Genomic DNA, 19486 nt, shown 5'->3' with positions numbered 1-19486 from the left:
CGAAGAAAACCCGCTTGAATTAACGGTTAGGATCGAGCACGCAAGGCATCGAGGGCCTTTCGAGCTTGCTGCAACCTGCTCAGATGGCCTGGAGCACCTGTTTCCGCGCACCTGGCCCCTAGCATCCGATACCAGAACGACCCGGGAGGTGACCTGATGCTCAGAAGACTGTTGGCTGCTGCCGTGATTGCGCTGCCCCTGGCCGCACCTGCCGAGGAAGCCGCAAAACCGGCGCCGACCATCGCGCTCATCTCGACGCTCGGCGACCAGCTCAGCATCGTCAAGCAGCGCGGCAAGCGTGCCCGCAGCGTGGACGACTTCTCGCGCCGCACGCTGCAAGTGGACCCGCAGCTGCTGAACATGGCTGTGCTGCGCGGGCTGGACAGCGCCCTGGCCGCCGAGGAACCCGCCTCGCGCCGCGTCATGCTGCGCTGGAGCGCCAACCCCGGGCTCGTGGAGCAGATGAAGAACGCCTCCTTCGAAGCCCGCGATGCGCTGGTGCTCGATGCCCTGCGCGAGCGCCTGACCCAGATACCGCAACGCGCCGAGTGGGATCGCATCGAGGCCATCCTGCCGCGCTACGCCTGGGAGACGCGCGAGGGCATGCCCAACCGGCTCGGCGGCATCGGCATCTACGTCAAGCCCACCGGCAACCAGTGGGAGCTGCTCGATGAGGATGGCATCGATCGCAAGCAGGAGTACGCGGACCCGGACCAGACCACCATCAATCCGCACACCGGCGAGCAGCAGAAGGACAAGGCCTACGTGGCGCCCTTCATCTCCTTCGAGCGCGTGACGCTGGACGCCAAGACCTTGGCCGTTATCTCTCGCAAGCCGCAGTTCACACACGCCAAGTACAGCGATCCGAAGTCCAACTCCATCGACGTGATCGAGCAGGTCTCGCCGGCCGAGATCGTGACTCGGCTCAATACGCTCGTGGAGCAGGCCGCCTACCGCTCGGTGCGCGGATCGGTGGACGTCGGCCCGGTCAAGCAGGTGTCGAAGTAGGAGTGGCCAGCCGCCACCGACGGCTTATGGCCGACGGCGGGCTGGCGACTCGCCCCTTTTTCGCGGGCGTCCACCACCGAGCCGCAGCTCAGACCAGCACTTCCACGCAGGCCGGATGGCCCAGGAAGCCCTCCGGGCTGGCGCTGCGGCCGTAGGCGCCGCTCTGGTAGACGACGGCCAGGTCCCCGACCTCGCCTCGCGCCATGTCCATGCGGTCGGCCAGCAGGTCCAGCGGCGTGCACAGCGGCCCGACGACGCTTGCCGCCTCCGTCGCCGGCTCGCGGCGGCCCTGCGGCTCAACCGAGGCGGGGTAGTTCTTGCGCAGCACCTGGCCGAAGTTGCCGGAGGCCGACAGGTGGTGGTGCAGGCCGCCGTCCGCCACCAGGAAGACCTGGCCGCGCGAGACCTTGCGGTCGACGACGCGGCTGACGTAGACACCGGCCTCGCCGACCAGGTAGCGGCCCAGCTCGATGACAAGCCTGGCTCGCGGCAGGTCGGCCTTGGCCCGGGCCTGCAGCGCCGCGAGGTTGTCGGCGATGGGCGCCAGGTCCAGCCGCGTCTCGCCCGGGAAATACGGGATTCCGAAACCGCCACCCAGGTTCAGGAACCTGACCGGCGCGGGCGCGCTCTCGGCCAGCCGCAACGCCAGCTCGTAGCTCTTGAGCTGGGCCTCGCAGATGGCCTCGGCCTTGAGGTTCTGCGAGCCTGCAAAGAGATGAAAGCCTTCGAAGGCGATGCCATCGCCAGCGAGTCGACCCACCTCGGCCAGCACCTCCGGCAGCGCCTCGGCGTCGATGCCGAACTGCTTGGGGCCGCCGCTCATGCGCATGCCCGAGCCCTTGAGCTCGAAGTCGGGATTGACGCGCAGCGCGACGCGGGCCGGCAGCGACAGGCGCTGCGAGGCGCGAGCCAGCGGCGCCAGCTCGCGCACGGACTCGACGTTGACGAGCACGCCGGCCGCCACCGCCTGGCCCAACTCGATGTCGCGCTTGCCTGGGCCGGCGAAGCTGATCTCGTGCGGGTCGGCGCCGGCGTTCAGCGCCACCTGCAGCTCGCCGGCCGAGGCCACGTCGACGCCATCCACCAGCCCGGCCATCAGCTGCACCAGCGCCGGCATCGGGTTGGCCTTCATCGCATAGTGCAGCTCGATGCCCCGCGGCAACGCCGCGCGCAGCTCGGCAACCCGTGCCTTCAGCAGGCCGCGGTCATAGGCGTAGAACGGCGTCTGGCCGACGCGCTCGGCCAGCACCGACAGCCGCTGGCCGCCGACGAGCAGCTCGCCGTTGGCGTCGCGGGGGAAGAGCACGGGTGCGTGCTCGAGGGCGCGCTTCGGGGGAGTGGTATCGCTCATGCGGCGTTGCGCTCGACCCAGTCGGTCGAGAGGGTCTTGCGGTCGATCTTGCCGTTGGGGTTGCGTGGCAGCGGGCCCGAGCGGGCGTCGAAGCCATGCGGCACCATGTAGGCCGGCATGCGGGCCTTGCAGGCCGCGGTCAGCGCGACCAGGTCCAGTGCGCCCGCGCCCTCCGGCGGCGTGGCGATGACCTGGATGGCCTGGCCCAGCGTGTCATGGTCGACGCCAAACGCCACGCATTCGCCCACCAGGCCGGTGGCATACAGCACCTCTTCCACCTCGGTGGGACTGACTCGGTAGCCCGAGGTCTTCATCATCTCGTCGCGGCGGCCGACGAAGTACAGGAAGCCCTCTGCATCGCGCCTCACCGTGTCGCCGGAGAAGACGGCAAATTCGGGCAGTTGCAACCCACCCTCGCGGCCGCCCACGCCGACCGGCAGCGGCTTGTAGCGCTCGGCCGTCTTCTCGGCATCGTTCCAGTAGCCCAGGCCGACGAGGGCCCCGCGATGCACCAGCTCGCCCGGCTCGTCCGGCGCGCATTCCGTGCCGTCCTCGCGCAGCACCAGAATCTCGGCGTTGGGGATGGCGCGACCGATGGAGTCCGGCCGGCGGTCCACCTCGGTGGGCGGCAGATAGGTGGAGCGGAAGGCCTCGGTGAGGCCGTACATCAGGAAGGGCTTGGCGGAAGGCGCCTTGGCGCGCAGCAGGTCCAGCGTCGCGCGCGGCATGCGGCCGCCGGTGTTGGCGAAGTAGCGCAGGTGCTGATCGATGGCGGCCGGCCATTGCAGCTGCGTCAGCTGGATGTAGAGCGGCGGCACGGCGGTCAGGCCCGTGACCTTCTCGCGCTCCATGGCCTTGAGCACGTCCTTGGGCATCAGGTAGTTCAACAGCACGACGCGCGCGCCGCTGTGAAAGGCGGTGGTCAGCTGACTGAAGCCGGCGTCGAAGGACAGCGGCAGCGCGGCCAGCAGCGTGTCGCTGGCGCGGTTCTCAAGGTAGCTCGCCACGCTCTTGCCGCCCGCCACCATGTTGCGGTGCGACAGCACCACGCCCTTGGGCCGGCCGGTAGAGCCGGACGTGTAGAGGATGGCCGTCATGTCGGTGTCGATGACGCGGTGGCCGGCCCGGGTCGGCGCCCCCAGCAACGCGGACCAGTCATGCACCGGCACCGGCGCCGAGCCCGTGCCGCCGGTCAGCACCACATGGCGCAGCGAGGGGCATTGCGTCAGCGCGTCGCCCAGCTGGGCCAGCCGCTCGGGCGACGTGACCAACACGCGCACATCGCAGTCGCGCACGATGAAGCCGACCTGATCGGGCTTGAGGAGCGGGTTCAGCGGCACGAAGACGCCACCGGCGGCCGGCGCGCCGAAGCTGGCAACCACCGTCTCGAAGCGTTTCTCCAGATAGATCGCAACCCGCTCGCCGCGAGCCAGGCCCAGCGCCATCAGGCCGCTGGCGAAGCCGCGCACGGCGGCGTCGAGCTCACCATAACTGAGCGTTGCCGCACCGTAGGTCAGCGCGGGGGCGTCGGGCATGCGCTCGGCGGCCACGGCCACCAGCTCGTTCAGCAGAGTCGATTCGGGCATGAAGCGGCGATGTCAAAAAAGGGTGCGCGGGAGTGAAAAAAGTATCTCATGCGACCCCGAAGCCAAGGGGTGGCGGCCCCCGGAGCCAAGGGGGCCGCCGGCTAAACTGCCGCGCTTGCTTTTCGGACGCCCAAGATGGATAACGCCCAGGTGCTCGGCCACGTGCTGAGACTTCTCGACGACGTGCTGAGCCTGAATGGCCGCGCCCAGACCTTCACCCGCGACACCGCCTTGCTCGGCGCGCTGCCCGAGCTGGACTCCATGGCCGTCGTCAGCCTCATCACCGCGCTGGAAGAGCAGCTCGGGCTCGCCGTCGACGACGATGACATCGACGGCGACACCTTTGCGACGGTCGGTTCGCTGGCGGACTTCGTGGCCGCCCGCCTGGGTTGATCCCCCATCCCGACGCCTTCTTCCTGCCCGCCGCCGGCGGCGAGCAGCGCCTGTGCCTGTTCCATGCGCCGTCGGCGACGTTTCAGGGCGCCCCGCGCGGCAAGCTGCTCTACCTGCATCCGTTCGCGGAGGAGATGAACAAGTCGCGCCGCATGGCCGCCCTGGCCTGCCGCGCGCTCGCCCAAGCCGGTCACGCCGTGCTGCAGATCGACTTGCGTGGCTGTGGCGACTCTTCCGCCGACTTCGGCGATGCCGGCTGGGCCGACTGGCTGGCCGACGTGCACCTCGGCCTCGACTGGCTGGATGCTCGGGTGCCTGACGCCCCGCTGTGGCTCTGGGGCCTGCGCGCCGGCTGCCTGCTGGCCGCGTCGGCCGACTGGGGCCGGCCGGTCAACCACTTGTTCTGGCAGCCGATGACCAGCGGCAAGCTCGCGCTGCAGCAGTTCTTGCGCCTGAAGCTGGCCGCAGAGATGGCCGGCGGGGCCAGCAAGGGGCTGATGGACGGGCTGAAGGCCGAGCTGGCCGCCGGCCGCCCGGTCGAGGTCGCCGGCTACCGGCTGGGCGCCAACCTGGCTGCCGGCCTGGAGTCCGCCAGGCTGACCCCGGTGGGCAAGGCGGGGCGGGTCGAATGGCTGGAGCTCAGCACCCGCGAAGACGCCACGCTGACGCCGGTCAGCGAGCAAGCGCTCAAGGCCTGGCAGGACGCCGGCTGGGCGGTGCGCTCGCAGCTCGTGCAAGGCCCGGGCTTCTGGGCCACGAGCGAGATCGAGCTCGCGCCTGCGTTGGTCGCCCGCACGGTGGAGGCGCTGTCGTGAAGGAATCGGTACTGAGCTTCGCCTGCGAAGGCGAGCCGCTGATAGGCATCCTGGCCGAACCCGAAACCGAAGCCGCCGCCGCAGTCGGCGTGCTGATCATCGTCGGCGGCCCGCAATACCGCGTCGGCAGCCACCGCCAGTTCACGCTGCTGGCCCGCCATCTGGCGGCCAATGGCTTCGCCGCGCTGCGCTTCGACTACCGCAGCATGGGTGACAGCCCTGGCGAGGCGCGCGACTTCCTGGGCGTCGACGCCGACATCGCCGCCGCCATCACCGCGCTGCTGGCGGCCCGGCCGGCGCTCAAGCGCGTCGTGCTCTGGGGTCTGTGCGATGCGGCGTCGGCGGCGCTGCTTTACCTGGAGTCGACCCGCGACGCCCGCGTTGCCGGCGTCGCCCTGCTCAACCCCTGGGTGCGCTCGGCCGCCACGCTGGCACAAACGCATGTGAAGCACTACTACTGGCGACGGCTGCGCGAGAAGGAGTTCTGGCTCAAGCTGTTGAAAGGTGGCGTCGGTGCGAAGGCGCTGATGACGCTGGCCGGCAACCTGCGCCTGGCCCAAGGCGCCGGCAAGGCCCCGGGACAGAGCAGCTTCCAAGACCGCATGGCCACGGGACTGCGCGGCCTCGGTTGCCCGGCACTGCTCATTCTCAGCGGGGATGACTACACTGCCCGCGAGTTCAGCATGTATGCGCAGGGCTCGCCTGCATGGAAGGGGCTGCTGGACGGTCCCTCCCTGCAACTCGAAGCCTATGCCGAGGCGGACCACACCTTCTCCGACCCCGGCCAGGCCGCCAAGGTCGAGGCGGCCACGCTGAGCTGGCTGCGCAAGATTTGAGTGAGAGCGAAGATGAAGCCCATCCTGCCCCGCCTGATCCTCCTTTGCCTGACCGCAGCAACCCTGCCGGCTATGGCCGACACCGCGAAGCAATGCGGAACGCTGGAGTGGAACTACGGCCCCTACGACTACCGGACGGCCAACGCCCAGCAGCGCAAGCTGGTCGAATCCGCGCATTTCACGCCCGAGGCCGAGGATCTGCGGGAGGCCCCCACGGGCTCTTTCGGCGCCGACTTCAAGTACACGCTAAGTGTCTTCCCCAACCATCCGCGTGCCCTGCTCGCGATGGAGCGCCTGGTGGTCAAGGAAAAACGAAACCCGGCCAATGGCGCCAAGTACACGATCGAATGCTTCTACGAACGCGCGATGCGCTTCAAGCCCGACGATCACATCCCGCGGCTGCTCTACGTGAACTTCCTGTTGCGCCAGAACAAGCTCGACGAAGCCCGCACGCACCTGGACTACGTTGCCGAGACGACGAAAGAGGACCCGTTCGCGCAGTTCAACGTCGGCATGCTTTACGCAGACATGAAGGACTACGACAAGGCGCTCGTGCAGGCTCATCGCGTCATCGCGATGGGTTACGACCGCCCCGAGCTGCGTGATCGGCTCATTGCCGTGGGCCGCTGGGTCGCCCCCGCGCCCGTCGCCGATGCGGCGTCGGCGCCGGCTTCCGCCGCATCGCAGTGACGCATGGCCACCCTGCCCCGTGTCAGCGTCGTCATTCCCTGCTTCAACACCGAGCGCTACATCGCCGCCACCTTGCGCGCCGTGCTGGCGCAGGCCGGAGCGGCGCTTGAGGTCATCGTCGTCGACGACGGCTCGACGGATGGCTCCGCCGCGCTCGTCGAACGCGAATTCCCGCAGGTACGCCTGATACGCCGCAGCAACGCTGGCGTGGCCGCTGCCCGCAATGCCGGCATCGAGGCCGCCACCGGCGACTGGGTCGCGTTCTGCGACGCCGACGACATCTGGCTGCCGGGCAAGCTCGCTGCCCAGTTCGACACCATGGCTGCAGCGCCGGGCTGCCGCATGAGCTACACGGCCTGGCATGTCTGGGTCAGCGCCGAGCCCGAGCCCGAGCCGACCCTGCTGCAGCGCCTTGCCGCCGAAGCCGACGACCCCGGCCGTTGGCGCGGCGCCACTGGCTGGCTCTATCCCGAACTACTGCTGGACTGCGTCGTCTGGACTTCCACCGTGCTAATGCAGCGCAGCCTGCTGTCCGAGATCGGCAGCTTCGACACCGGCCTGCGCATTGGCGAAGACTACGACCTGTGGTTGCGCGCCTCGCGCGTCACCCGTATCGAACGCGTGATGCGCCCGCTGGCGCTGTACCGCCAGCACCCCGGCAGCATCACCCGCAGTGCGCCGCGGGACAACTATCGCGGCCGTGTCGTGCAACGGGCACTGGACACCTGGGGCCTGGCTGGACCAGACGGCCGCCTGGCCGACGCCGCGGCCGTGCGCACGGAGCTGGCCGGCAGTTGGAGTCAGTTCGCCTACACCCAGTTGCAGGCCGGTCAGCGCGCAGCGGCCCGCCGCAGCGCGCGCGCGGCGTTGCGCGTCCAGCCCGGGCATTGGCCCGGCTGGAAGCTGCTGCTGCGCTCCTGGCTGCCACGCGGAGGACGCACGACATGAAGATCGGCCTCGTCGCCCGCTGCCTGAACACTGCCCACATGCGCGGCATGGGTAAGTACGTCCTGGAGCTGATGCGCAACAGCAGCGACGACATCTCTTGGCACCTGTTCGCCGACGATCCGCGCCACCCGCTGCTGCACCCCGAGGGACCACGCTTCACACCCGACATCTTCGAGTTCCGCGGCGACCGCCTCCGGCTCTGGGAGCAACTCGGCCTGCCGCTGCGCGCGCGCCGCATGCCCCTGTCGCTGTTGCATTGCACCGAAGGCGCTCTGCCGCTTTGGCAGCCGCTGCCCACCGTCGTCACGCTTCACGACACACTGGCCTTCGAGGAGCGCCCCGACACCGCCGGCCAACGCCTGTACTGGGACCATGTCGTACCCGCCGCGCTCAAGCGTGCGGCCCATGTCATAACGATCAGCGAGTCCTCACGGCGTGACATCCTGGCCCGCTGGCCGGAGCTGGAGTCACGGCTGACCGTCATCTATCACGGCATCGAGACCGCCTATTTCGAACCGCCGACGGCCCCCATCCCGGCCACGTTGCAGCAGGCCCTGGGTGGGGCGGCCTATGCGGTCTACCTGGGCGGGCCGATGAAGCGCAAGCGCTTCGACTGGGCGCTGCGGGTGCTCGCGGCCCAGCACGACCCCGCACTCAAGCTCGTGGCCTGCGGCTTCGGCGCTGCCGCACGCGAAGCCGCCCGCGCCGCGCTGCCTCTTCCACTGCAAGGCCGCGTACTGTTTGCCGAGTTCCTGTCCGACGCCGAGCTGCAGGCGCTCTATGCAGGCGCCGCCGCAGTGCTCTACCCGACCCTATACGAAGGTTTCGGCTTCCCCGCCATTGAGGCTCAGGCCGCAGGCGTGCCCGTCATTTTCAGCCCCCTCGGCAGTCTGGCCGAACTGGTGGGGCCGCTGGCCATGCTGGCGCCGGCCGAAGACCTCGACGCCTGGGCAGCCGCGCTGCGTGAGGCTGCTACGCTGCCGCCTGAGGCTCGGGCCGACATGGCCGCTCGGGCACGCGCCTGGGCCCAGGGCTTCCGCTGGGCAGAAAGCTGGCGCCGGCACCTGGATGTCTATCGCCAGGTGGCCGGCGTCAGATGAAGCGCCTGGCCATCGTCATCTGCACCTGGAACCGCGTCGACATGCTAACCGCCACACTGCGCTTCCTGGCGACGGCGCGCACGCCGAAGAAGCGGGGCGTCCGCTGATGGCCAGCGTACACCGCTCGCTCGGCTTCGCCAACCCTAAGCCCTACCTACTGATCAGGCTGCAGCCGATGTCGTTTACGCTGCTCGCACGGCTGCTAACGCCGCAGCAGAATGACCTGTACTCGTTGTCCACGACGCCGATCAGCATGGTCGCAATTTCGGCCTCGTGAACTCCCTGATCGACATCAGGGCATCCCGCCACCACGCTCGCATCTGCGCCCGGCTCGGCGCACATCTCCTGGACCTGGACACGCGATGAACTCCGGCCTCGACTGGCGACTCCATCCACTGGCACCTAGCCAAGGCCTAGGCCCGCATCGCGAGGCCTGGGACGACCTCAACCGGCGCGTGATGGGTGGCCACAGCATGCTGGACGGCCTGTTCGTCGACGCACTGCTGCGCCATTTCGGCGATGACGGGGCGCTTCTCGCCACCGCCGGCCGCGACGGCGAACCCGTGGCCATGCTGCTGCTGAGCCCGCGGACGCGCTTGGGCATCTGGTCCAGCCTCCTGCCCTCGCAGACCCAGATCGGCCCTAGCCTGATCCCTGCGGGGCTGGACCTGAGCGGCCTGTTCGCCGCCCTGCCCGGCCATGCCGGCGAGTTGGACCTGCTCTGCAACGATCCACGCTTCGGCGATCTGCGCGAGCTGCCGGCCAAGCCCGTGAAGGCCCTGCCGCATGCGCTGACGATGAACATCAACCTCAGGGACGGTTTCGACGACTACTGGGCCCAGCGGCCCCGCAAGCTCATCCAGAACATGCGCCGCTACCAGCGTCGCCTTCAGTCGGAGGTCGGCGCCCAGCGCCTAGACGTCATCACCGATGCCGAGGCCATGCCCGCCGCCGTGGCGCGATATGCCGCACTGGAAAGCAGCGGCTGGAAGGGTCGCGAGGGCACGGCCATCAGTAGCGACTGCGCGCAGGGCCGCTTCTATGTCGAAGTCATGCGCGAGTTCGCGATGCGTGGTGAAGCCCTGGTGTACGAGCTGCGGGCCGGCGATACCTTGCTGGCTTCGCGCATGCTGCTGTTGCGCAACGGCATGGCGGTCATGCTGAAGACAACCTTCGACGAGCAGTTCGAGCGCTACGCGCCCGGCCGCATCCTGCTGTTGCGCACGCTGGAAGACCTGTTCACGCGGGCGCCCGGCAGCATCATTGAGTTCTATACCAACGCAGACTCCGATCTGCTGGCCTGGTCGACGTCGCAGCGCTGGATCAACCACGTCAGCGTCTACCGTTACAGGGTCCTGCCGGCCGCCTATGGCCTGCTCAGGCGTACGGCGCGCGGCTGGCTGCGACGCAGCAAACCTCCGATGGACACGGAGATCATGGTCAACCGCAGCGGTGCCAGCGTGGATACCTATGTCCATGTGCACGAGTTGCCCGCCGACGTCATCGCGCTGATGAACCAGGCCGAGCAGCGCCATGTCGAGTTCGGTGCCGACTGGCATGCCAATCTGATGGATAGCGTCTACGCGCACGAGCGTCGGACACATGAGGTACGCATCCATGTGCTGCGCCGCCAGGGCCGCGTGCTCGCGGTACTGCCCATCGTCGCGCAGACCGGTGCCTTGGGCCGCGAGGTCAGCGCGCTGTCCAACTTCTACACGGCCATCTACGCGCCGGTGCTGGATCCGGACATCGAGGCCGAGGACTTGCTGCCGCTGACCCGCGTGCTGCGTCGGGGCGGCGCCCGCGCGGCGGCCTACCGCTTCTCGCCCATGGATCCGACCTCGCGTGAGTTCGCGCTGCTCAAGCGCGCCCTCACGCTGGCCGGCCTGAACACCTACACCTACTTTGCCTTCGGCAACTGGTACGAGCCTGTGCGCCAGAGCTGGGCCGACTACCTGAAGGAGCGCAGCGGCCAGGTGCGCAGCACGATCAAGCGCAACTCGAAGAAGTTCGCGGCCGAAGGTGGGCGGCTTGAGATCGTGCGGGGTGGCGACGAACTCGAGGCCGGCCTGGCGGCCTATCAGGCCGTTTACGCACAGAGCTGGAAGGTGCCCGAGCCCTATCCCGACTTCGTTCCCGGGCTGATCCGCCTGTGTGCCCGGCGCGGCTGGCTGCGCCTGGGCCTGGCATGGCTGGGCGACAAGCCCGTGGCGGCTCAGATCTGGATCGTCGCCCATGGCCGGGCCGACATCTACAAGCTCGCATACGACGAAGCCCACAAGGCCCTGGCCCCCGGCACGCTGCTGACGGCACTGTTGATGGAGCAGGCCATCGACGTCGACCGCGTGCATGAGATCGACTACATGATCGGCGACGACGCCTACAAGGCCACCTGGATGAGCCAGCGCCGCGAGCGCTTCGGCCTCGTCGCCTACGACCCGCTCACGCTACGCGGCCTGCTGGGCCTCGCACGCCAGGCCGTCGGAGAAGCCTGGCGATGGCTGCGCCAGAAACCTGTGCCACGCCACGACAATCCAGCCGCCTGAATCCAACGCGACGACAAGAGATGCAAGCCCACGACCTGCCGCCCAACACGCCGTTCGCCTCCGGTGCCCCCCGCTTCGCCGTGCCCGGTACGGATGCCCTGGCCGCCTGGCAGCAGGCCCATGCTGCACGTGGCGCTGCCTGCGCGGCCGACGTGGGGGGCGAATTCGCCGTCGCGCTGAACCTCGCCGGAGGTGGCACCTACCTCGCCGTCGACCGCTTCGCCGTTCACAGCCTGTGCTATGCCGTGCGTGACGGCCGCCTGCACTTCGCCACGCGCGCCGACGTGCTGGCCCAGCACCTCGGCATCCGCGAGCTCGATCCGCAGGCCATCTTCAACTACCTCTTCCACCACTCCATCCCGTCGCCGCGCACCATCTTCGCCGGCGTCCAGCGGCTGCCGCCGGCCCACTATGCGTTGTTCGAGAACGGCCGGCTGACCGTCGCCCCCTACTGGGTGCCCCGCTTCGAGGAACAGGCCAGCCCGGATTTCGGCGCCCTGCGCGAGGAGTTCCGCGGCATCCTGCGCACCGCGGTCCAGGAGCGGTTGAGCGCCGACGGCCGGACCGCCTGCTTCCTCAGCGGCGGAACTGACAGCTCCACCGTGGCCGGCCTGCTGGGCGAGGCCACTGGCAAGGCGCCCGCCAGCTACTCCATCGGCTTCGAGGCTGAGGGCTATGACGAGATGGCCTATGCGCGCATCGCGGCGCGCGCCTACGGCGCCGACCATCACGAGTACTACGTCACACCGGCCGACCTCGTGAAGGCCATCCCCGACGTCGCCGCCCATTACGACCAGCCGTTCGGCAACTCCTCGGCCGTGCCGGCCTTCTACTGCGCCGCCAAGGCGCGCGCGGACGGCTACACCCGCATACTGGCCGGCGACGGCGGCGACGAACTCTTCGGCGGCAACGTGCGCTATGCCAAGGAGCGCATCTTCCACGTCTACAGCCAGATCCCGTCGCCGCTACGCGCCGGTGTGCTGAACCCGCTCTTCATGAACCAGGTCGCGGGCAGCATCCCGCTGCTGAAGAAGGGCACGAGCTACATCCGCCAGGCCCGCGTACCCATGCCCGACCGCATGCAGAGCTACAACCTGCTGGACCGCCTGGGCATGGCCGAGGTGCTGACACCGGCCTTCCTGGCCGCCGTCGACACCGGCGCGCCGCGCGAGCACCACCGCGCCACCTGGGCCGAGGGGCCGCGCGAAGCCAGCCTCGTCAACCAGATGCTGGCCTTCGACTGGCGCTACACACTGGCCGAGAACGACCTGCCCAAGGTCGTTGGCACGACGGCGTTGGCCGGCGTGGACGTCAGCTTCCCGCTGCTGGACACACGGCTACTGGACTTCTCGCTCAAGCTGCCCACGTCCTACAAGCTCAAGGGCCTGAAGCTGCGCTGGTTCTTCAAGGAAGCGCTGCGAGGCTTCCTGCCGGACGAGATCCTGACGAAGAAAAAGCACGGCTTCGGGCTCCCCTTCGGCCCCTGGGCCGTCAAGGATGCGGCGTTGAACGCACTGGCGGCCGAGTCGCTGCGCGGTATCGCGGCTCGAGGCATCGTGCGCGCCGAGTTCGTCGACAGCCTGATGACACGCCGCCTCAAGGAGCATGCCGGCTACTACGGCGAGATGGTCTGGATCCTGATGATGCTGGAGCAGTGGCTGCGCCGGCATGCGCCGGACTACCGGCTCGCCTGAACGGCGGGCCGCAAGGCCTGTGCCGCCAACAGCCGCGCTCCGGCCATGCTGAGGTGGTTGTTGTCCAGGTAGAGAGCTCGACCGTCCGCGCCGATGACGGCGCAGCGTCCCTCGCCGCACAGCGTCGTGTCGACCGCGATCCGCTGCGCACCGGTGGCGGCAGCCACGCGGGCCAGCATGGCCAGGGCCTGGCCTTCAATGCGGCGGTAGTCGTCACCGGCTATGCCGAAGGCCGCCGGCGCCAAGCCTCGGCGCTGATGCTGAGCCAGCGCCGCAGGCACCGGGTAGTCGTAGGTTGGCACCGGGTCCAGCAGCCAGACCTCCTTGCCCACGGCTTTCAACGCCCGGACCGCCTCCTGCAGGCCGCGCTCGAAGACAGCTGCCATCTGTGCATCGCCCAGATAGCTGGACGTGCGGCTCACCATCAGCACGCGGTCAACCTTGGCGTCCCCCACCAAGCCGGCCAGCATCGCCGCGTTGTGCTTTTCGCAGTAGAAGCGGCCAGGCAGCGCGAAGCCCAGCGCTGGCGGGCAGGCCGCGGCCGTCATTGCCGCAAGGCTGCGATCGGCCGGCAGGGATTCGGCCAGCACGTGGCCGATCTCCACGCCATGGCTGTCGCCCCAGACGGCCAGTTGGCGCGGCGCCTCGGCGGCACCGAACTGGCAGCGATCGGCATAGGCGATCTGCACGCGCTCGCGCGTGTGGCAGCGCTCCCGCCTCGGGCTGAAATCGACCGCGCCGGCCAGCAAGGCATTGGCCGGCGATGCCTCCTCGCCCGCATGGCGCGCCGCGAGAAACAGGCCACCCGCCAGCAGCAGGCAGGCCGCCATGGCCGCACCGCCGCCAAGCAGCAGGCTGCGCTGACGCCAAGCGGCACTGCGCACTGGCGCCTCCACCCAGCGCAGCGACGCCCAGGCCAGCGCCACGGCCAGCACCACGGCCACACCAGACTGCAGGGCGTCCGGCTGCCCCAGCAGCAAGTGGCGCGCGAACACTAGCATGGGCCAATGCCAGAGGTAGAGCGAAAAGCTCAGCGCGCCGATCCAGCGCAGCGGTGGCAGTGCCAGCCAACGGCTGGCGAAACTACCCTCTCCCCGCCCGGCCTCGATCAACGCAGCCGCCCCCAGGCAAGGCCACAGCGCCGTCATGCCCGGGAAAGAGGCGTCGGGCTTCAGCAGCACGCAGGCCGACACGATAGCCACGAGGCCCGCCACGCCCAGCAACTGCCGCGCACCGGCCGGCAGCGGCGGCCGGCCGCGGTCCACGCGCAGTGCCAGCAGTGAGCCAACCATCAGCTCGCAGGTGCGCGACAGCGCCGAATAGAAGGCCAGCGGCCCGTCATACCCAGTCAGGAACTGGGCATAGGCCAGCGACAGCAGGCCCACTGTCACCAGCACGAAGCCTATGGCACCGCGGGCCCAGCGATGCAGCGCCGCCAGCAGCAGCGGGAAGACGATGTAGTACTGCTCCTCCACGGCCAGCGACCAGGTATGCACCAGCGGCTTAAGCTCGGTGGCGCCTTCGAAATAGCCCGTCGTGCGGTACAGCTCGAGGTTGGACGCAAACACCCCCGTTGCGCCGAAAACGCGCGCGAACTCGCCCATGGCCTGCGGCGTGAGCAGCAGCCATGCCGCAGGCACGATGAGGGCCAGCATGACGAACAAGGCCGGGAAGATCCGCCGGATGCGCGCCGCGTAGAACGATGCAATGCTGTAACTGCCGGCCGCCAACCGCTGCAACAGCAGCGTCGTGATGAGGTAACCGGAGATGACGAAGAACACGTCTACCCCGACGTAGCCGCCCGTCAGTGCCTTGGGCCAGGCATGGAAGACGACGACCGGCAGGATGGCCAGGGCGCGCAGGCCCTCAATGTCGGGGCGGAACTTCATGGCTTGTCGATCAGGCTCAGCACCGCCGGCGCGACCCTGGCCGCACCGTGCATGCTGAGATGGTTGTCGTCGAAGTAGAGGCTGTGGTCGCCCTCCTCCAGCACAGCACAACGCGGCTGAGCGCACAGCAGTGCCCCCACGGCCACGCGCCGCGCCTGCCCCCCCGCCGCCAGCTTCTGTACCAGCGCCAGCGCACCGGCCTGGCGGGCGGCGTACTGCGACGGCGTCTGGCCCTGCTCAGCAAGATCCTGTCCGCGACGCCAGCGCAAGGCCAGTGCGGCGGGAATAGGGTAGTAATAGGTCGGCACCGGGTCCAGCAGCAGCACCTGCTTGCCTGCCTGGCGCAGGCGCCTCACGGCCTCGACCATGCCGGCCTCGAAGGCCGGCGCATCGGGAGCGTTCAGATAGAACTCATAGCGCGCCGCCAGCAGCACGCTGTTCACGTTTGTGTCTCCACTCAAGCGCTCGATCAGCGCGCGGTTGGCGGCGGCGCAGCGCGGCCGTCCCGGTGGCTCGTAGTCCAGCGCCGGCGGGCAAGTGGAACCTGTCAGTTGTGCGACGCGGCGATCGACAACCTGGTCACCCAGCGCCCGTGCGATCTCCACGCCATGGCTGTCGCCCCAGACCGCCAGCGTCGCTGACGCGTCCACGGGACCGAACAGGCAGCGGGCCTCATAGTCCAGCCAGCGGTTGCCGCTGGAATGGCAGCGCTTGCGGTCGGGGCTGAAGTCGCTGGCACCGGCCCGCAGCAGAGCGTCACGCCCCGGCCTGGCGGCGTGCTGGTCGGCGGCCGCCGTCAGCGCCCAGGCAGCCACCAGGCTAGCGACGATGGTCGACGCACCGGCCACCAGCATGAGCGGCTGGGCGGTCCTGGCCCGGCGCACCGGCGCCTCCACCCAGCGCAGCGAGGCCCAGGCCAACGCGACGGACAAGGAGACCGCGAGCGCGACCTGCGCAGGCGTAGGCAGGTCCAGCACGAGGTGTCGCGTCAGCACCAGCATCGGCCAATGCCAGAGGTAGAGCGAGAACGACATCGCGCCTATCCAACGCAGCGGCGCCACCGACAGCCAGCGCGTCGCGCCGGCCTGGCCGCTGCCGCCGACCCAGATCAGCGCCGCTGTCGCGAGGCAAGGCCACAGCGCCGCCGGACCAGGGAAGGCCCGATCGGCTCGCATCAGCAGCGGCGACGCGACCAGGGCCGCGAGTGCGGCCCAGCCCACTAGCGCATACACCCACGTCGGGCAGCCGGGTTTCGCGTCACTGCGGCTCACCCACCAAGCCAGGCCTGAGCCGATCATCAGCTCGAAGGTGCGGGCCGGCGCGGCGTAGAAGGCCAGCTCGGCATCGCGCTCCATCAGCCACAGGCAATAGGCCAGCGACAGCAGGCCTACGCCCAGCAGCGCGACGCCGATGCGCTGCCGTGCGACACGCCACAGCAGCGCCAGCAGCAGCGGGAAGACGATGTAGTACTGCTCCTCGACAGCCAGCGACCAGGTGTGCAACAGCGGCTTGAGGTCGGCGGCCCCTTCGAAGTAACCGGTCGTCCGGTAGAGCTCGACGTTGGAGACGAACAGGCCCGTCGCGCCCAGCAGCCGCGCGAACTCACGCAGCGCCTGCGGTTCCAGCAGCAACAGGCAGGCTGGCGCGACCAGGGCCAGCATCGCGAACAGCGCCGGGAAGATGCGCCGGATGCGCGCCGCATAGAAGGAGCCGACGCTGTAACTGCCGGCCGCCAGCCGCTGCAGCAGCAGCGTCGTGATCAGATAACCCGAGATCACGAAGAAGATGTCCACGCCGACGAAGCCTCCCGGCATGACCGCCGGCCAGGCGTGGAAGAGCACGACGGGCCCGATGGCCAGGGCCCGAAGTCCCTCGATGTCGGGCCTGAACTTCATCCGCGGAGAGTCAGCCAAGTGCCTGAGCCAAGGCGCTGACGACCCGGTCCTGCTGGTCCTCGGTGAGGTCGGCGCTCATGGGCAGGCTCATCACCCGCTGCGCCGCCGCGATGCTGTGCGGGCAGGCGTGGGCCGCCGCATAGCGCGCATAGGCCGGCTGGTGGTGCAGCGGCCTCGGGTAGTGCACGGCCGTCGGGATGCCGGCCTGCTTCAGCCGCGCCTGCACCGCCTCGCGGTCGTCGACGAACACGGTGTACTGTGCCCACACGCAGTCGCGCCCGCCCTTCACCTGCAGCAGCTGCAGCCCCGGCGCCGCGGCCCGCAGCTTGGCCCCGTAGGCCTCGCCCAGTTCGAGCCGGCGCCGCACCTCCCACTCGAAGCGCTCCAGCTTGCCCAGCACGACGGCGCATTGCAGCGTGTCCATGCGCCCGCCCACCCCCAGCCGCGTGTGCAGGTAGCGCTGGCTCTGGCCATGGGTGCGGATCTCCCGGCAGGCCTGCGCCAGCGCGTCGTCGCTGGTGAAGATCGCCCCGCCGTCGCCATAGCAGCCCAGCGGCTTGCTGGGGAAGAAGCTGGTGCAGCCGAAGGTGCTGAGGTTGCCGCTCTTCCTGCCCTGGTACGTCGCCCCGAAGCTCTGCGCCGCGTCCTCGATGACCGCCAGGCCATGCCGGCCCGCGATGGCGTTGAGGGCGTCCATGTCGGCCACCTGGCCGTACAGGCTCACCGGCATGATGGCGCGGGTTCTGGGCGTAATGGCCGCCTCCACGAGGGTCGCGTCGAGGTTGGCCGTCCCGGGCTCGATGTCCACGAACACCGGCACGCCGCCGGCCAGCACGATCATCTCGGCCGTCGCCGCGAAGGTGAAGGGGCTGGTGATGACTTCGTCGCCGGGCCGCAGCTCCAGCGCCATCAGGCAGATCAGCAGCGCCTCGGTGCCGCTGGCCACGCTGATGCTGTGCCTGGCGCCGGTGTAGGCGCTGAGCGCGGCCTCCATCTCCTTGACCTCGGGGCCCATGATGTACTGGCCATGGTCCAGCACCCGCTGGATGCGGGCGTTGATGTTGTCGCGCAGCGCCGCGTACTGGCTCTTGAGGTCGATGAAGTCCATCTTCAGATCAGCTCGAGTTGGTTGCCGTGCAGGCGGTAGCGGTCGCCGGTGTGGGGGCAGCTCGCGTCGACGGGCTCGGCGCTGTGCAGCGGCAGGTCCAGCTTCTCGCCGTGGCGGCTCATCCAGCCGATCTGCCGCGCGGGCACGCCCACCATGAGCGCGAAGTCGGGCACGTCGCGGTTGATGACGGCCCCCGCGCCGATGAAGGCGTGGCGGCCTATGGTGGTGCCGCAGACGATGGTCGAGTTGGCGCCCAGCGTCGCGCCCTGCTTGACCAGGGTGCGGCGGTACTCGTCCTTGCGCGCGACGGCCGCGCGCGGGTTGTAGACGTTGGTGAACACCATGCTGGGGCCGCAGAAGACGTCGTCCTCCAGCGTCACGGCGTCGTAGACGGAGACGTTGTTCTGGATCTTGACGTTGTCGCCGATGACGACGTCGTTGGCCACAAACACGTTCTGGCCGAGGGAGCAGCGCGCCCCGATGCGCGCGCCGGCGCTGATGTGCACGAAGTGCCAGACGCGGCAGTCCGCGCCGAGCCGGGCACCGGCGTCGACGATGGCGCTGGGGTGGATGGTGGTGCTCATCAGTAGCTCAGCGGCAGGTTGATGCGCTTGCCGTCGCGCGCGCTCATGTACATCGCGATCAGCAGCTCCAGCGACTTCAGGCCCTCGCGGCCGTCGGTCTCGGGCTGGGCCTGGCCGCACAGCGTGCGGATGACGTTGTCGTAGTACAGCGGGTGGCCAAAGCCGTAGACGGAGGTGGTCTGGTAGCTGGCGTCCTGGATGAGGGCGTCCATCTCGTGGGGGGCGTCGAACTCCCAGTGCTGGATCTCGTTGACGGCCAGTCCGCCGATGCGCACGCTGCCGCGCTCGCCCAGCAGGGTGATGGAGCCTTCCAGGTTCTTGGGGTAGGTCAGCATGCTGACGTTGACGGTGCCCATGGCGCCGTTGCGCCATTTCAGCGCCGCCACGCCGCTGTCCTCGACTTCGATGTGGCGCGCCAGCGTGCCGGTGTAGGCCATGACGCTCTCCACCGGGCCGACGATCCAGTCCAGCAGGTCGATGTAGTGGCTGGCCTGGTTCATGAACGCGCCGCCGTCGAACTCCCAGGTGCCGCGCCAGGCGGCGCTGTCGTAGTAGCTCTGCGGCCGGGTCCAGAAGACGTTGACGGCGACGTTGTACAGCCGCCCGAAGCGCCCCTGGGCGACGGCGCGCTTCAAGAGCTGCAGCGTGGGGTTGCGCCGGTTTTGCTTGACGACGAACAGCCGCACGCCGGCGTCGTCGCAGGCCTTGACCATGGCCTGCCCGTCCTGCCAGCGCGTGGCCATGGGCTTCTCCGTCATCACGTGCACGCCGGCCGCGGCGGCCTCGATGGCCTGGCGCGGGTGCAGGCCGCTGGGCGTGGTCAGCACGACGCAGTCGATGCCCAGTTCCGCGCGCGCCGCCAGCAGCTCGCCAAGCGACGCGAAGCCGCGTGCGCCGGTCCTGGCGACGGCCGCCGCCAGCGCCGCCGGCTCGGTGTCGCACACCGCCGCCAGCATGGCCCGATCGGCGTGCCGCTCCACGGCCTGGATGTGGTTCTGCGCGATGCGGCCGCAGCCGATGAGTGCGAAGCGGACCTGGCGGCC

17 protein-coding genes are annotated in these 19486 nt (G+C 69.2%); 10 read left to right on the top strand and 7 right to left on the bottom strand.

From position 1 onward, the window contains the following. Nucleotides 1–156: 156 nt before the first annotated feature. Nucleotides 157–1008, top strand: coding sequence for a hypothetical protein (locus JOY88_RS18000; protein WP_293504012.1), 852 nt, complete (start codon nucleotides 157–159; stop codon nucleotides 1006–1008). Nucleotides 1009–1096: 88 nt separating this feature from the next. Here the strand turns inward: JOY88_RS18000 and JOY88_RS17995 are convergent, their stop codons facing one another. Both JOY88_RS17995 and JOY88_RS17990 read right to left on the bottom strand, forming a co-directional pair. After that, nucleotides 1097–2359 (bottom strand): pyridoxal-dependent decarboxylase, exosortase A system-associated, encoded by a 1263-nt coding sequence (locus tag JOY88_RS17995; RefSeq protein ID WP_293504011.1) that lies wholly within the window; start codon nucleotides 2357–2359, stop codon nucleotides 1097–1099. Next, the gene (locus JOY88_RS17990; protein WP_293504010.1) at nucleotides 2356–3945 is read right to left on the bottom strand and encodes an acyl-CoA ligase (AMP-forming), exosortase A system-associated; all 1590 of its coding nucleotides are present in this window, start codon (nucleotides 3943–3945) and stop codon (nucleotides 2356–2358) included. Before JOY88_RS17990 ends, JOY88_RS17995 begins: the two co-directional genes overlap by 4 nt. Nucleotides 3946–4080: 135 nt before the next feature. On the opposite strand from JOY88_RS17990, the gene JOY88_RS17985 reads away from it, so the two are divergent. The 9 genes from JOY88_RS17985 to JOY88_RS17945 all read left to right on the top strand — a co-directional run bounded on the left by JOY88_RS17985 (nucleotide 4081) and on the right by JOY88_RS17945 (nucleotide 12967). Further along, nucleotides 4081–4338, top strand: a complete 258-nt coding sequence (locus JOY88_RS17985; RefSeq protein WP_293504009.1) for an acyl carrier protein — start codon at nucleotides 4081–4083, stop codon at nucleotides 4336–4338. Next, a complete protein-coding gene (locus tag JOY88_RS17980; protein ID WP_293504008.1) occupies nucleotides 4335–5153 on the top strand; it encodes a hydrolase 2, exosortase A system-associated in 819 nt (272 codons plus the stop codon). The genes JOY88_RS17985 and JOY88_RS17980 overlap by 4 nt, the downstream gene beginning before the upstream one ends. Further along, nucleotides 5150–5989 (top strand): hydrolase 1, exosortase A system-associated, encoded by an 840-nt coding sequence (locus tag JOY88_RS17975; RefSeq protein WP_293504007.1) that lies wholly within the window; start codon nucleotides 5150–5152, stop codon nucleotides 5987–5989. Before JOY88_RS17980 ends, JOY88_RS17975 begins: the two co-directional genes overlap by 4 nt. Nucleotides 5990–6001: 12 nt before the next feature. Next, nucleotides 6002–6679, top strand: a complete 678-nt coding sequence (locus JOY88_RS17970; RefSeq protein WP_293504006.1) for a tetratricopeptide repeat protein — start codon at nucleotides 6002–6004, stop codon at nucleotides 6677–6679. Nucleotides 6680–6682: 3 nt separating this feature from the next. Further along, complete coding sequence (locus JOY88_RS17965; RefSeq protein ID WP_293504005.1) at nucleotides 6683–7627, top strand: glycosyltransferase family 2 protein; 945 nt, start codon at nucleotides 6683–6685, stop codon at nucleotides 7625–7627. Further along, nucleotides 7624–8727, top strand: coding sequence for a glycosyltransferase family 4 protein (locus tag JOY88_RS17960; RefSeq protein WP_293504004.1), 1104 nt, complete (start codon nucleotides 7624–7626; stop codon nucleotides 8725–8727). The genes JOY88_RS17965 and JOY88_RS17960 overlap by 4 nt, the downstream gene beginning before the upstream one ends. A gap of 106 nt (nucleotides 8728–8833) precedes the next feature. Continuing rightward, entirely contained in the window at nucleotides 8834–9004 is a 171-nt protein-coding gene (locus tag JOY88_RS17955; protein ID WP_293504003.1) for a hypothetical protein, read from the top strand. An 85-nt stretch (nucleotides 9005–9089) separates the two neighbouring features. Then, nucleotides 9090–11273: a GNAT family N-acetyltransferase gene (locus tag JOY88_RS17950; protein WP_293504002.1), complete on the top strand. Its 2184-nt coding sequence runs from the start codon at nucleotides 9090–9092 to the stop codon at nucleotides 11271–11273. A gap of 20 nt (nucleotides 11274–11293) precedes the next feature. Next, on the top strand, nucleotides 11294–12967 hold the full coding sequence (locus JOY88_RS17945) for an asparagine synthetase B family protein (protein ID WP_293504001.1): 1674 nt from the start codon (nucleotides 11294–11296) through the stop codon (nucleotides 12965–12967). Here JOY88_RS17945 and JOY88_RS17940 read toward each other — a convergent pair. The 5 genes from JOY88_RS17940 to JOY88_RS17920 all read right to left on the bottom strand — a co-directional run. Beyond that, on the bottom strand, nucleotides 12952–14856 hold the full coding sequence (locus tag JOY88_RS17940) for an acyltransferase family protein (RefSeq protein ID WP_293504000.1): 1905 nt from the start codon (nucleotides 14854–14856) through the stop codon (nucleotides 12952–12954). The genes JOY88_RS17945 and JOY88_RS17940 overlap by 16 nt on opposite strands. After that, on the bottom strand, nucleotides 14853–16751 hold the full coding sequence (locus JOY88_RS17935; RefSeq protein ID WP_293503999.1) for an acyltransferase family protein: 1899 nt from the start codon (nucleotides 16749–16751) through the stop codon (nucleotides 14853–14855). The genes JOY88_RS17940 and JOY88_RS17935 overlap by 4 nt, the downstream gene beginning before the upstream one ends. A 10-nt stretch (nucleotides 16752–16761) precedes the next feature. Then, complete coding sequence (locus tag JOY88_RS17930) at nucleotides 16762–17859, bottom strand: DegT/DnrJ/EryC1/StrS family aminotransferase (protein ID WP_293503998.1); 1098 nt, start codon at nucleotides 17857–17859, stop codon at nucleotides 16762–16764. Between the two features lie 2 nt (nucleotides 17860–17861). Next, the gene (locus JOY88_RS17925) at nucleotides 17862–18443 is read right to left on the bottom strand and encodes an acyltransferase (protein ID WP_293503997.1); all 582 of its coding nucleotides are present in this window, start codon (nucleotides 18441–18443) and stop codon (nucleotides 17862–17864) included. After that, on the bottom strand, nucleotides 18443–19486 hold a 1044-nt coding region (locus JOY88_RS17920; RefSeq protein ID WP_293503996.1), incomplete at its 5' end, for a Gfo/Idh/MocA family protein. The genes JOY88_RS17920 and JOY88_RS17925, both read right to left, overlap by 1 nt.

The sequence above is a fragment of the Roseateles sp. genome, from assembly GCF_019237615.1.
GTDB lineage: Bacteria > Pseudomonadota > Gammaproteobacteria > Burkholderiales > Burkholderiaceae_C > Pelomonas.
Note: the sequence above shows the minus strand (reverse complement) of the source record. Positions and strands in the feature narration are given on the sequence as shown.